Genomic DNA, 13,017 nt, shown 5'->3' on the forward strand with positions numbered 1-13,017 from the left:
TTTCAAAACGGAGTGTGGTTATGGATCAGGTCGAGTCGAATGCGCAGCCCGCCGCCGACATTGCAGACGGCGCCCGTCAGTCGGCGGTGCTGTGGGACGATCGCAGCATGGTCACGCATTTCGCCAATGTCGTGAATATTCAGAGCACGCTCGAGCAGGTGGATCTGTTTTTCGGCACCAACAAGACCTGGAACATCGGCAATGAGCGGCAGGTGCATGTCGAATTGACCGATCGCGTCATTCTCAGCCCGCATGCGGCCAAGCGCCTCAGCGTCGCGCTGGCGGGCGTTCTCAAGGAATATGAGAGCCGCCACGGCGCGCTGAAAATCGACGGGCGCTGAGCGCGCCGCACCTTTGGCGCGGTGGTGACGCGTGACAATGCTCGCGAGCACAGAGGGGGCCGGCGGTCCGCGGCCCCCTGAAAGAGCGCGGCTGCTCGACGAGGAGCGCGTCTCCGTCCTCGAGCAGGCGCTGTGGAAGCGTCTGGACGACGCCGCCGATCTCGACGCTGTCCTCGCCGCATGGCTGGCGCTGCAATGCGGAATGATCTCCTTTGCGATCTGCGGCGCGATCGCTCTGCGGGACCAAGGCGGCAATCGAAAAATCGCCTCATGGCCGGAAGGCGTCGACGCCGTTTCGCGCCTTCATTCGACGATCGATCTCGCTGTCATGCAACGCCGCGGCGTGGTGAGCAAGCCCGCCCTCGACTCCGGCGCGCCATCGCCGGTCGCGCAAATCGCCTATCCGATCATCATCGACGATAAAATTCTCGGCGCCGCGGCCATCGAGATTCAAGGCGATGGCTCGGCGCAAGCGCGGCTCGCGGCGCGGCAGCTGCAATGGGGCGTCGCGCGGATCCGCGAGCGTCTGCGCATGGACGCCGCCGCCGAATCGACGCAGCGTCTGCGCCGCGTGACGAGCGTTCTCGACATGCTCGCCTTGGCGCTCGAGGAGGAGGGCTTCGCGCCGGCCTGTCGCGCCTGCGTCACCGAGCTCGCGTCGCTCCATGCCTGCGAGCGCGTGAGCATCGGCTTCGCGCAAGAGTCGGGCGTGCGCGTCGCCGCGATCTCCCATAGCGCGCATTTCGGAAAAGACCTCAACCTCGTTCGGCTTTTGAATGGCGCGATGACTGAGGCGGTCGATCAGCACGCCGTCGTCCTCTATCCGTCGCGCCCGGAAGATTCGACGATCGTCCGCGCGCATGGCGAATTGGCCGAGGCGCATGGCTGCGCCGCCATTCTGACGACGCCCATGTTCGCCAAGGACCAGTTCGTCGGGGCCTTGACCTTCGAGCGCGGCAAGGACCGGCCGTTCGAGCAGGACGAGATCGCTTTTCTCGAATGTCTCGCCTCCGCGCTCGGTCCCGTGCTCGACATTCGCCGCCGCGATGATCGCTGGCTGATCCTCAAGGCGTGGGAATCGCTTCGCGCGCAGGCGCATGATCTCGTCGGGCCGGGCCATGTCGGACGCAAGCTCGCAGCGCTCGCGCTGGTTGCCTTGAGCCTGCTGCTCTCTCTCGTGACCGACGTCTATCGCGTGAGCGCCAACGCCGTGATCGAGGGCCGGGTGCAGCGCGCGATCGTCGCGCCATTCAACGGATTCATCAAGGACGCGCATGTGCGCGCCGGCGACGAGGTGCGCAGCGGAGACCTGCTGGCGACTCTCGACGATCGTGACTTCGCGCTCGAGCGCTTGCGCTGGGTCACGGAGAGACAGAAGAAGCAATATGAGTTCGAGCGCGCCGGCGGCGCGCGCAATCGCGCCGACGCGCGCGTGCTCGGCGCCGAGATGCAGGAGTCCGAGGCGCAGATAAAGCTCGCGGACGAGCAGCTCGCGCGTACGAAATTGCAGGCGCCTTTCGACGGCCTCGTCGTCTCCGGCGATCTCAGCCAGTCCATCGGCGCCGCCGTCCAGCGCGGGCAGCTCCTGTTCGAGATCGCGCCGCTCGACGATTGGCGGGTCGTTCTGGATGTCGACGAATCGCAGGTCAATGAGATCGTGAACGGAGCGGGCGGCGAATTGCTGATCGCCGCGCTCCCGAACGAGACCTTCCCGATCACCGTCGAAAAAATTACGCCTGTGGCGAAGGCCGACGAAGGCGCGAACACTTTTCGCATCGAGGCCGCGCTGCGGGCGAGCTCGCCGAAGCTGCGGCCCGGCATGAAAGGCGTCGGAAAAGTGGATGCGGGCCGCAGACGCATCGGCTGGATCTGGACCCGATCGCTGGTCGATTGGCTGAAGGTCTGGTCCTGGCGATGGCTGGCTTAGGAGCGCCCGATGGTCGCGCCGCTGCGCAGCTCCTCCTGGTATCGCGTCGCCGATCTCAAGCCGAGATTGCGCGCGCATGCGCGCATCCATCGCCAGCGGCATCGGGGCCAGCTGTGGTATGTTCTGCAGGATCGGCAGAATGGTCAGTTTCATCGCCTCTCGCCCTTGGCGCATCATATCGTCTGCCTCATGGACGGTCGCCGCACCATCGACCAGATTTGGGAGATGATGGGCGAGCGCTATGGCGACGATCAGCCGACGCAGGACGAGACCATTCGTCTTCTCGCCCAGGTTCATGCGGCCGATCTTCTGATCGGCGACGTTCCGCCGGATATGGACGAATTGGCGCATCGGGCCGATCGGCACAGTCGTCGAAGCTTCGTGCAGAACATTCGCAATCCGCTGGCGATCCGCATTCCGCTGATCGATCCCGAGCGCTTCCTCGCCGCGACGGCGCCGCTCGGCAGATTCTTGTTCAGCTGGTGGGGCTTCGGCTTCTGGCTCGCGACGATCGCCATCGGGCTCGCGCTCGCCGGCATGCGATGGACCGCGCTCACCCATAATGTCGCCGATCGCGTTCTGTCCGCGGAGAACATTGTTCTTCTGCTGCTGGTCTATCCGCTGGTCAAGGCGCTGCATGAGATCGGCCATGGCATGGCGACGGCGCGCTGGGGCGGCGAGGTCCATGAGCTCGGCGTCATGCTGCTCGTGCTGATGCCGGTCCCTTATGTCGACGCCTCCGCCTCGGCCGCCTTTCAGGAGAAGCGGCGCCGCATCATCGTCGGCGCGGCGGGGATCATGGTCGAAATGTTCCTCGCCGCAGTGGCGATGATGGTCTGGGCGCTCGTCGAGAAAGGCTTCGTGCGCGCCGCGGCCTTCGACGTCATGCTGATCGGCAGCGCCTCGACATTGCTCGTCAACGGCAATCCGCTGCTCCGCTTCGACGGCTATTATATTCTCGCCGATCTGATCGAGATTCCCAATCTCGGCGCGCGCGCCAACGCCTATGCGCTCTATCTTCTGCAGCGCCACATCTTCGGCCTCGCGCATCTCGCCTCGCCGGCGACGGCGCCCGGCGAGGCGCGCTGGCTTCTCGCCTATGCGGCGGCGTCCTTCGTCTACCGAATGACCGTGACCTTCGGCATAGCTCTGTTCATCGGCTCGCGCTTCTTCATTCTCGGCATTCTGCTCGCGCTCTGGGGGCTCGTGACCGGCGTTGCGCTGCCGCTCGCGAAAGGCTTCGGCCGGCTCCTCGCCGATCCGCAGCTGCGAAGCGTGCGTGGACGGGCGCTGCTCGCCTGCGGCCTCGCGACAGCGGCGCTCGTCATCTTCGCCGCGGTGATTCCCGCTCCTTATGCGACCATGGCGCAGGGCGTCGTCGTCGCGCCGGAGAAGTCCACGCTTCGCGTGCGCACGGACGGAGAAGTGATCGACGCGCTCGTCGCCGAGGATCGCCCTGTCGAAGCCGGAACGCGCGTCGCGACATTGGCGGACCCGATCCTCGCCGGCGAGACCGCGGTGCTGGAGGCGCAGACGGAGGCCTATCGCCTGCGGCTCGAGGCTGTCGCCAGCTCCGATCTCGTGCAGGCCAATATTTTTCGCGAGGAGCTGCGTCGTCTCGAAGGCGCCTTGGCGCTGAACCGGCGGCGCATGGCCGATCTCGAGATCGTCGCCGAGAATTCCGGCCGCCTCATCCTGCCGCGCGCGGCGGACCTTCCCGGAAAATTTTTGAAGAAGGGCGATCTGCTCGGCTATGTCATCGCAGAAGGCGACCCGGTGGTGCGCGTCGTGGTTCCGCAATCGGATATCGATCTCGTGCGCAGCCGCACGATGAAGGTGGAGGTCCGCTTCGTCGATCGCGTCGATCGCGTGATTCCCGCAATTGTCGCGCGCGAGGCGCCGGCGGCTCTGGACGAATTGCCGAGCCTCGCGCTCAGCAAGCGCGGCGGCGGCGACATTGCGATCGATCCGACCAAGACCGATGCGCCGCGCGCGCTCGAAACGCAGTTTCACCTCGATCTTCATGTCCCGCCGCAAGAGGCGCGGATGAACATAGGCGAGCGCGTCTATGTGCGCTTCGATCATGGCGCCGAGCCGGTCGCTGGGCGCATCTGGCGCGCCGCGCGCCAATTGCTGCTGAGGCAGTTCGGTGTCTGAGGCGTCCGCGCCGGCGCGCGTTCCCCTGCCGCGTTCGCGGATCTATCCCGAGCGCCGCTGGCCGCGATCGGGTGCGCTGGAACGCGCGGCGGAAGCGGCGGCGGCGCGATTTGCGCCGGCGATCGGCTGGCTCGCCGGGCGCGGCGCCTCCGGCGTCGTGGAGCGCGTCGCCGCGCATGAGGCGGAGCTGCGCGCGCTCTCCGACGTGGAGCTGCGCCTGCGCGGCCGAGCGCTGCGTGAAACGCTGTATCGCTGTCGCGCGCGCGACCCCGAGGCGATCGCGGAAGCATTCGCGGTGATCCGCGAGGCGTCGGATCGCGTGCTCGGAATGCGTCACTTCGACGTGCAGCTGATCGGAGGCGATATTCTCCTTTGCGGAATGATCGCCGAGATGGACACGGGCGAAGGCAAGACGCTCACGGCGACATTGGCGGCGGCGACCGCGGCGCTGGCCGGAATCCCGACCCATGTCGTCACGGTAAACGACTATCTCGCGCGTCGCGACGCCGATCTGATGCGGCCGCTCTATGAATTTCTCGGATTGCGCGTCGGCGTCGTCACGCAGGAGATGGCGCCCGAGCAAAAAGCGGAGGCCTACGCCTGCGACATCGCCTATTGCACGAACAAGACCCTCGCCTTCGATTATTTGCGGGACCGCTTGGCGCTCGGGCGGCGGAGCGGCGATCTCCGGCACAAGCTCGCGCGGCTCGCCGCGCCGGCGGCGCCGGAGCGCGATCTTCTGCTGCGCGGCCTTCACTTCGCCATTGTCGACGAGGCGGACAGCATACTCATCGACGAGGCGCGCACGCCGCTCATTCTCTCGCGCGAGCTTCAATCGACCTCCGAGCGCGAGGAATTCGCTCATGCGCTGGCGCTCGCCGAGCGGATGAGCGAAGGACGCGATTTTGCGATCCGCCTCGACGAGCGTCGGGTCGAGCTCACCGCGAGCGGCCGCGCTCTGCTCGCCGAATTGGCGCAGCCGCTCGGAAGCCGCTGGCGCATGACGGCGCAACGCGAGGAATGGGCGGTTCAGGCGATCACGGCGATGCGCCTCTTCCATCGCGACGAGCATTACATCGTGCGCGGCGGGAAGGTGGAGATCGTCGACGAGCATACCGGCCGCGTCATGGCCGATCGCTTCTGGAGCGACGGGCTCCATCAGATGATCGAGGTCAAGGAAGGCGGCGCGATCTCGGGCGTCCGGGCGACGATCGCGCGAATGACCTATCAGCGCTTCTTTCGACGCTATCAGCGGCTCGCCGGCATGACGGGCACGGCCGCGGAGGTCGCGGGCGAGCTGTGGAGCGTCTATCGCCTCGCCGTCGCGCGCGTGCCGACCAACCGGCCCTCGCGACGCGAGCTGCTCGCCGATCGTATCTTCGCCACGGAGGCGGAGAAATGGCGCGCGGTCGCGGAGACGGTCGCGGAGCATCATCGGCGGGGCGCGCCCGTGCTGCTCGGCGCGAGATCGGTCGCCACATCGCGCAGAGCGAGCGAGGCGCTCGCCGCGGCCGGCTTGCCGCATGTCGTTCTCAACGCCGCGCAGGACGCGGCCGAGGCGGAGATCGTGGCCGCCGCGGGGCGGCGCGGCCGCATCACGGTCGCGACGAACATGGCGGGCCGCGGGACCGACATAAAGCTCGACGACGATGTGATCGAATTGGGCGGACTGCACGTCATCATGTCCGAGCTTCACGACGCGCGCAGAATCGACCGCCAGCTGGCCGGACGCTGCGCGCGACAAGGACAACACGGCTGCTTTCAAGCGATCTTGTCGCTCGAGGACGCTCTGACGGACACCAACGCTTTACCCTTCGAACGGTACCTAATGTACGTAATGATTCGAGCCGGCTGGTCATGGCCCGCGCGTTTGGCTCTTCGCACAGCGCAACGTCGCGCGGAGCGGCTTCATGCTCATATGCGTCACGAATTATTGGACAGAGACGAGACTCTCGATCATGCGCTCGCCTTCACCGGAAAAGCGGAATAGCCGCTCGCTCGCGGCAGTCGTCGTCGCGGCGGCTCTCACGGCATGCGGCGCGGCGCGCGCCGACGGCCGTCGGTTCGATTGCGTCATCGATCCGACGATGACCGTCAAGCTCGGCAGCCCGACGGCGGGGCTCGTTTCCGAGGTGCTCGTCGAACGCGGAGACGTCGTTGCTGCCGGCCAAGTGGTGGCCCGGCTCGAATCGAGCGTCGAGGCCGCGACGCTCGAATTGAACAAGGCCCGCGCCGCCAGCGCAGCGCGCGTCGAGGCTCAGGCCGCGCGGCTGACGCTCAGCCGGGCGCGCATGGGCCGCGCGCGAGAGCTGCTCGCGCGCAACAGCGTCACGCGCGACAAATTCGACGAGCAGAGAGCGGATATGCGCGTCGCGGAAGAAGATCTGGCGCGCGAGAAGGTGGAATTGCGGCTCGCCGAGCTCGAGGTGGAGCGCTCTCGCGCGGTGCTCGAGCAAAGGACCATTCGCAGCCCCATTGCGGGGGTGATCGCCGAGCGCAAGCTGTCGCCGGGGGAGTTCGTCCATCAGGACACTTTCATCATGAGCGTCGTGCATCTCGATCCGCTGCATGTCGAGGCGTTTCTCCCGGTCGCCATGTATCCGAAGATCGCGATCGGCGAGACCATCATGGTCGCGCCGGACGAGCCTATCGGCGGGAGCCACGCCGCGACGGTCTCGGTGATCGATCGCGTTTTCGATCCGGCGAGCGCGACATTCGGCGTGCGCCTTCTATTGCCGAACCCGGACAATCGCCTGCCGGGCGGCCAACGCTGCAAGCTCGATTTCGACGAGGCGGCGCGTGAGAGGGATGCGAAATGACCGCGGCGCGAGCGCATCGGATGGCGACGCCATGAAGAACGATCTCGCCGATCGTCGCCGCGGGCGGGTCCTTTGCGCCTTCGTGTCATGCGTCTTGACGCTCGCGGCGCAAGACAGCCGCTCGGAGACGTTGAAGGGCGCCTTGGCCGCGGCCTACGCCAATAATCCCGATCTCGAGGAGCAGCGAGCCGTCGTGCGGGTTCGCGACGAGGATGTGTCCAAGGCGGCGGCGGGACATCGGCCGAAGGCCAATGCGTCTTTCAGCGCCGGTCCGCAAAAGTCGAGCGTGCGTCAGCCGGGCGGCCGCGATCAGCTGCGCAATCGCCTCTACACGAATGACGAGAATTTCGGGCATCCGCGTAGCGGCGCGCTGAATCTGTCGCTGACCGTGTTCGATGGCTGGCGCTCCGATAATTCCACGCGTCAGGCGGAGTCCGGCGTGCTCGCCGCGCGCGCGACTCTGCTGGCCGCGGAGCAGGAAGTGCTGCTGCATGCGGCGACCGTCTATATGGACGTGCTGCGCGACACCGCCGCGCTCGGCCTGCGCAAGCACAATCGGGCCGTTCTGATGGAGCAGCTGCGCGTGGCGCGCGATCGGGCCGAAATGGGAATGGCGACGATCGCCGATGTCGCGCAGGCGGAAGCGGCGCTGGCGCAAGCCGAATCCGATCATGTGGCCGCGCGGGAATCGCTGCGCGCCAGCATCGCCGAATATAGGGAGGTGATCGGCCGCGCGCCCGACCGGCTCGAGCCGGCGAAGGGCTGCGAGCGCGATCTGCCGGCGACGGCCGAGCGCGCTCTCGAGCAGGCCGTCGCCTTGCATCCGCAGGTGATCTCGTCTCTTCATCAAGTGGATGTCGCGTCATTGGCGGTGAAGGTCGCCGAGGGCGCGCTGATGCCGTCGCTCTCCGTGGGCGGCCAAGTCTTCCAGCAATATGATTCTTATCTCGGCTATCCCGGCACGCGGCAGTTTTCCGCGCAGGTGACGGGAACGCTCAACGTGCCATTATATGATGGCGGCGCCGAATATTCCGCGGTGCGTCAGGCCAAGCAGCAGCTCGGTCAGGCGCAGGCGCATGTCTCGGCGCAGCGCAGCGTCGTACGCGCCAAGCTCGCCGCGAGCTACAGCCGGCTGGCGACCGCCAATGCGGCGCTGCATTATGGCGGAACGGTGGTGCGCTCCTCGGAGCGGGCTCTCCGGCAAATTCGCAACGAGGCGGAATTCGGCCAGAGAACGTTTCTCGATGTGCTGAATGCGCAGCAGGCGCTGTTCGACGCGCGCGTGAAGATGGTCTCGGCGCAGCATGATCGCGTCGTCGCCGCCTGCGCCGTTCTCGCGGGCGTCGGCGGCTTGTCCGCCGAGAGCTTGGATCTCGATGTCGAGCGATATGATCCGGCAAAAAATCTGGAGCAGATACGCGAGCTTTGGATCGGGCTGGACACCCCTTAAGCTGTCGTGTCGACTCCGATTTCGCAAAAGTTTCCTGCCCTCCGCCGAGCGACTTCTCGGCAGCCTTTTTGAACGAGATGTCATCCTTTGGGGTGTGCGCTGATATGTCGCCTACCCGATCAGCTATCGGCAACTCGAGGAAATGATGGAAGAGCGCGGCGTCGAAGTCGACCATTCCACGCTCAATCGCTGGGTCGTCAAATACGCGCCCGAACTCGATCGTCAGTTCCTCGTTCAATATTGGAAAAGATGATAGGGTGCGTCAGATCGGCTTCCCTCGTGTCGACCATGTTGCTCCGGGTCTTTGGATTACAGGACAAGGCGTATCGCCGTGAGAGCCGAAAGCGCAATCCATCTCCCTTCTTTGGTTCGAGAAGCGATCCACGTACATGCGGGCAGCATTGTTGCCGGATCTTCGCGTCGGCGCGCTGTAACATTTTTTTCGTGGCAGCGAATCTTTTTTCGGATTTCCCTCCCTCCTAATCGGGCGAGGAGGATCGATCCTCTGACCAGGACGGGAGAACGAACGATGTTGTATGTGAAAAATGTTCCGAGCTGGGAGCGCGTCGCCAGAGTGGCGGTGGGGCTAGGGCTCGCGACCGCTTCGGTCGCCTATTTCGGCGCGACGCCGGCCGGCTGGGGCGTCGCCGCCATGGGCCTCGTGGCGCCGATGAGCGGGCTGCTGGGCTTTTGCCCCGCTTGCGCCATGGTGGGTGGTCGTCGGCTCGGTCACTGAGGGGAAGTCGATGGCGGCTTGCTCGCACGATCTCGTCGTCCGCGCTCAAGGGGGCGACGCTGTAGCGCCGGACTGTCTTCTCGCCGAGTGCCGGTTCGACGCGCGCCGCTACGCCACGCGCCATTGCATGACGAGCGAGATCGATGACGCCGTGCAAGAGGCGCTTCTGATTGTCGTGCAGCGCGTGAGTACGCTGAGAACGGCGGCATCCTTCGCCGGCGGGCTGTTCACGGTCGTACGTCGCGAATGTCGACGATTGTCGCGACGGATGGTCGCCCACGAGGAATTGGACGAGGACAGGATCGCGGAACGCCTCGCAGCTCGTCCGATAGACGAGCAGCGAATGGAATTGGCCTTCGCGCTCGAATCCTTCCCGGTTCACGGGAGCCTCGCTCTGCATCCTCACGCAGCGCGTGATCGGAGCGCTCGAGCGCATTCCCTATTCCTTCATCGCGCTCGGCGCCCGCATTTTCCCGGCCGCTGTCTTCTGGCAATCTGGACAGACGAAGCTCGAGGGTTGGCGCATCTCGGAAAACGCCATTTATCTCTTCAAGGAAGACTATAAGCTGCCGCTGCTCGATCCTGTCGTCGCGGCGCATGCCGCCACGATCATGGAGCATGTATTTCCGGTTTTGCTCGTGCTCGGTCTCGCGAGCCGGCTCGCCGCAGCGGCGCTGGTCGCCATGACGCTGGTGATCGAAATCTTCGTCTATTCTGATGCATGGCCGACGCACGGCGTCTGGGCGACCTGCCTGCTGCTCATCGTCGCGCGCGGACCCGGCGTCGTTTCGATCGATCGCCTGCTGCCGCGCCGCTGCGCGCGCCCGTGAGACCGGCGCGTCAGGCGGACAACGAAATCTTCGTCACCAGACCGTCCACGAACCATTGCGTAAGGAAGCCGGCGGCGCGCTGCAACAGAGTCTCGTCATTGCTCCGAAACTCGAGCAGCGTGCGAATAGCATCGTATTTTTTATGTTACCTGAAGGTGCGTACTTGTCTAATCGTTCTGACGGCGCTCATAAACTTCGGGGCCGCCGGACAGTTCCGGTGTGCAACCGGGAGAGTGAGCATGACCAAACAATTCACAATGGGTGGCACCGCAACCTTCGACTTCATTGAACTCATTGGCGGCTATGTCGTTGCGATGACGGGCGACTTCGACGGCGGCGCGTTTGCACGCGTTGTCGGCGAACCGCGCGTCGAAGGGAATAAGACCCATTTCGCCATGGAACACACTTTCATTCGCAAGGACGGCTCCACCATCCAGACCCGAGACCAAAGCGTTTTGACTGCGGTCGAGGGCGAAGCACGTCTGCTCGGCGCCACCACCCACAATGTCGTCGAGACGACGGGCGCGTTCGAAGGCCTGACAGGCCAGTTCCGGTCATGGGGTTCGGTCGATCCGGCAACAGGTCAGGGCGTGCTACGCTTCTGGGGCTCGATCGGCGAGGCGTCGCCGAAGGGCGCCTGAACCAGAATGCGCCTTGGCGGGGCGGAGCCCTAGCATCCAAGTGTTCGGAGCTTTCCAATGGCTACTCTTCTCCATCTCGACGCCAGCGTCCGAGGCGGTCGCTCGCTATCTCGTCAATTGAGCCGATCGTTCATCGATGTATGGTCTGAGCAACATCCCGCCGATTCAGTGCTGCGTCGGGACCTTTCCGAACACGCGCCACCCTTCGTCGATGCGGCGTGGATCGCAGCCTGCTTCACCAAACCCGAGGCGCGCACGCCGGCGATGCACGCCGTGCTCGCGGCCTCAGACGAACTGATCAGTGAACTGGAGGTCGCCGATATTCTCGTGATCGGCACGCCTATGTTCAACTACGGCATGCCCGCGATACTCAAGGCGTGGGTCGATCAGGTGGTGAGGGTCGATCGCACCTTTTCTTTCGATCTCGCGCGCGGAGACTGGCCCCTCGAGCCGATCTTGTCGGGCAAGGCGTTGGTCATTCTGACCTCGAGTGGCGAGTTCGGCTTCGGCCCAGGCGGTGAACGTGAAGAGATGAATCATCTCGATACGCACCTTCGCGTCGTTGGCCGCTATCTCGGTGCGACGAAAGCCTTTCATATCGGAATCGAGTATCAGGAGTTTGGCGACGATCGCCATTCCCGCTCACTAGCCGACGCATTGGCTGCAGTGCAGCCTCTGGTGCGTCAGGTGTCCGAATTCATCGCCGTCCGCCCATTGTCGACGACGTCGCGATGATGTTCGCTTCCGAGCCCGCGATCCGAACTCTGACGAGCCGAATGGCTCAGGCTCGAATGGGATCGACGCCTCGAGATCGGGCGGCCGTATTCGAAACGGAATGAGCCAGGAGCCGTGCTTGGCCTACTCCTTTTTCAGACTGCCCGATCGAAGGCCGTGCGAGCCTTTTCGACAGCGCGAAAATTCTCGATCACCCATTGATCGAGCGCTCCGACGACTCGGCCGAGCGACGCTCCGAGTGGAGTCAGGCGATACTCCACCCGAGGCGGCACTTCCTGGAAGTCCTGACGCACAACGATCCCATTTCGTTCGAGACCGCGGAGCGTCTGGGTGAGCATCTTTTGCGAAACACCGTCGAGACGTCGCATCAGCTCACCGTTACGTTTGGCCCCTTCGGCCAGGACAGGCAACAGAAGCAGCGCCCATTTGTCGCCGATTATGGCCAATACCTCACGCGATGGGCACGCAGAGTTCCACGGATCGGCTAGGGGCAATTTTTGGCGCGTCATCTATCTGTGCGTCTTTATAGTTACCAATAAGCATGTATATTACTAGCGGCTAGTATCAGTGTCAATCGGGCATGCGCGATCGTCCCGCGTAAGGTGATCGAGTAGGTGTGGGCGCAGGCAAGCGGCAACGCCTGTATCAGCTCGGTCAAGCGTGAAACGCGCTCGTGACACTGCTCCGACGCAGACCTGCTCCTGACGGATCATCTATTTTCGAAGATCCATGAGCAGGCGCGAGCGGTTGCTGGGGCTCGAAACCCGTCCCAGATGGTCAATCTTCCGGCCACATCCCGAGAAAGTGGGAAATCATCCGTTGGATTTCATGGGTGCTCGCGCCGGAGTGAATCTCAACCGCCAAGCCCCAGATTAGTGAAGCGACAAGGCGGGCTGTATCAGCGGGATCCCAATCTTCGGGAAACGCAAGCCCGGACCGACATAGACGAGCACGTCCAAGGCGACGATCAAATCGAATTGTCGGTCGCTCGCCTCGAGGAAGTCGATCGCCTCACATTCGAACAGCTCGTGATAGGAGCCGCGCGCCTTGGCCTTGTCGAGCATTCGTGGGGAAAGGTCCACGCCGACCCTTCGATCGCTCAATGTCTCGAGAAGCGGTCCAAACAGGCCGGCGCCGCAGCCGAGATCGAGAGCCGAACGAAAGGACTCGTTCAGCGCGGCGAGCCGCGCATGGCACTTCGCGATATAGGCGAAGTCGTTGACAAGGCCAGGAAAACGGTGGATTTTTTCTACGCGCGAAGCGAAATGTCGCCGCCGCCAAAGCGTTTTTCCGTCGGGCTTTCACGTGACGTGCCCCCGAAGTTTCATCCAGCGGCGAGTTGAGTCCCGGCGGTTGATACGCCCGCGGGCGTGGGGTGAGC

Annotated in this window: 12 protein-coding genes and 1 pseudogene; 11 read left to right on the forward strand and 2 right to left on the reverse strand. The window is 64.5% G+C overall.

Translation table 11 applies throughout. The features are described 5' to 3' along the window. The first annotated feature begins 20 nt into the window (after positions 1–20). The 11 genes and pseudogenes from ACT53T_RS03030 to ACT53T_RS03080 all read left to right on the forward strand — a co-directional run bounded on the left by ACT53T_RS03030 (position 21) and on the right by ACT53T_RS03080 (position 11,636). Positions 21–341: a DUF3467 domain-containing protein gene (locus ACT53T_RS03030; RefSeq protein WP_400770750.1), complete on the forward strand. Its 321-nt coding sequence runs from the start codon at positions 21–23 to the stop codon at positions 339–341. 37 nt (positions 342–378) lie between these two features. Continuing rightward, complete coding sequence (locus ACT53T_RS03035; RefSeq protein WP_476159988.1) at positions 379–2,268, forward strand: efflux RND transporter periplasmic adaptor subunit; 1,890 nt, start codon at positions 379–381, stop codon at positions 2,266–2,268. Positions 2,269–2,277: 9 nt separating this feature from the next. Beyond that, positions 2,278–4,425, forward strand: coding sequence for a PqqD family peptide modification chaperone (locus ACT53T_RS03040; RefSeq protein WP_476159989.1), 2,148 nt, complete (start codon positions 2,278–2,280; stop codon positions 4,423–4,425). Continuing rightward, positions 4,418–6,415 carry a preprotein translocase subunit SecA gene (locus tag ACT53T_RS03045; protein ID WP_476159990.1) on the forward strand — a complete coding sequence of 666 codons (1,998 nt, stop codon included), beginning with the start codon at positions 4,418–4,420 and terminating at the stop codon, positions 6,413–6,415. Before ACT53T_RS03040 ends, ACT53T_RS03045 begins: the two co-directional genes overlap by 8 nt. Continuing rightward, complete coding sequence (locus ACT53T_RS03050) at positions 6,384–7,244, forward strand: efflux RND transporter periplasmic adaptor subunit (protein ID WP_476159992.1); 861 nt, start codon at positions 6,384–6,386, stop codon at positions 7,242–7,244. Before ACT53T_RS03045 ends, ACT53T_RS03050 begins: the two co-directional genes overlap by 32 nt. A 31-nt stretch (positions 7,245–7,275) precedes the next feature. Next, positions 7,276–8,694: a TolC family outer membrane protein gene (locus ACT53T_RS03055; protein WP_476159993.1), complete on the forward strand. Its 1,419-nt coding sequence runs from the start codon at positions 7,276–7,278 to the stop codon at positions 8,692–8,694. An 82-nt stretch (positions 8,695–8,776) separates the two neighbouring features. Next, a pseudogene (locus ACT53T_RS03060) lies at positions 8,777–8,920 on the forward strand (IS6 family transposase); the annotation flags it as partial. A gap of 303 nt (positions 8,921–9,223) precedes the next feature. Then, the gene (locus ACT53T_RS03065) at positions 9,224–9,430 is read left to right on the forward strand and encodes a YgaP family membrane protein (RefSeq protein WP_476159994.1); all 207 of its coding nucleotides are present in this window, start codon (positions 9,224–9,226) and stop codon (positions 9,428–9,430) included. A gap of 398 nt (positions 9,431–9,828) precedes the next feature. Then, positions 9,829–10,260, forward strand: a complete 432-nt coding sequence (locus tag ACT53T_RS03070) for a DoxX family protein (RefSeq protein WP_476160002.1) — start codon at positions 9,829–9,831, stop codon at positions 10,258–10,260. 239 nt (positions 10,261–10,499) lie between these two features. Then, positions 10,500–10,901: a hypothetical protein gene (locus ACT53T_RS03075; RefSeq protein ID WP_476159996.1), complete on the forward strand. Its 402-nt coding sequence runs from the start codon at positions 10,500–10,502 to the stop codon at positions 10,899–10,901. 57 nt (positions 10,902–10,958) lie between these two features. Beyond that, a complete protein-coding gene (locus tag ACT53T_RS03080; RefSeq protein WP_476159998.1) occupies positions 10,959–11,636 on the forward strand; it encodes an FMN-dependent NADH-azoreductase in 678 nt (225 codons plus the stop codon). A gap of 134 nt (positions 11,637–11,770) precedes the next feature. On the opposite strand, the gene ACT53T_RS03085 is transcribed toward ACT53T_RS03080, so the two are convergent. Both ACT53T_RS03085 and ACT53T_RS03090 read right to left on the reverse strand, forming a co-directional pair. Beyond that, entirely contained in the window at positions 11,771–12,082 is a 312-nt protein-coding gene (locus tag ACT53T_RS03085) for a winged helix-turn-helix transcriptional regulator (RefSeq protein WP_476159999.1), read from the reverse strand. Between the two features lie 426 nt (positions 12,083–12,508). Further along, positions 12,509–12,880 carry a class I SAM-dependent DNA methyltransferase gene (locus ACT53T_RS03090; RefSeq protein ID WP_476160003.1) on the reverse strand — a complete coding sequence of 124 codons (372 nt, stop codon included), beginning with the start codon at positions 12,878–12,880 and terminating at the stop codon, positions 12,509–12,511. Between the last annotated feature and the right edge of the window lie 137 nt (positions 12,881–13,017).

This window comes from Methylosinus sp. DMC45 (assembly GCF_056313885.1).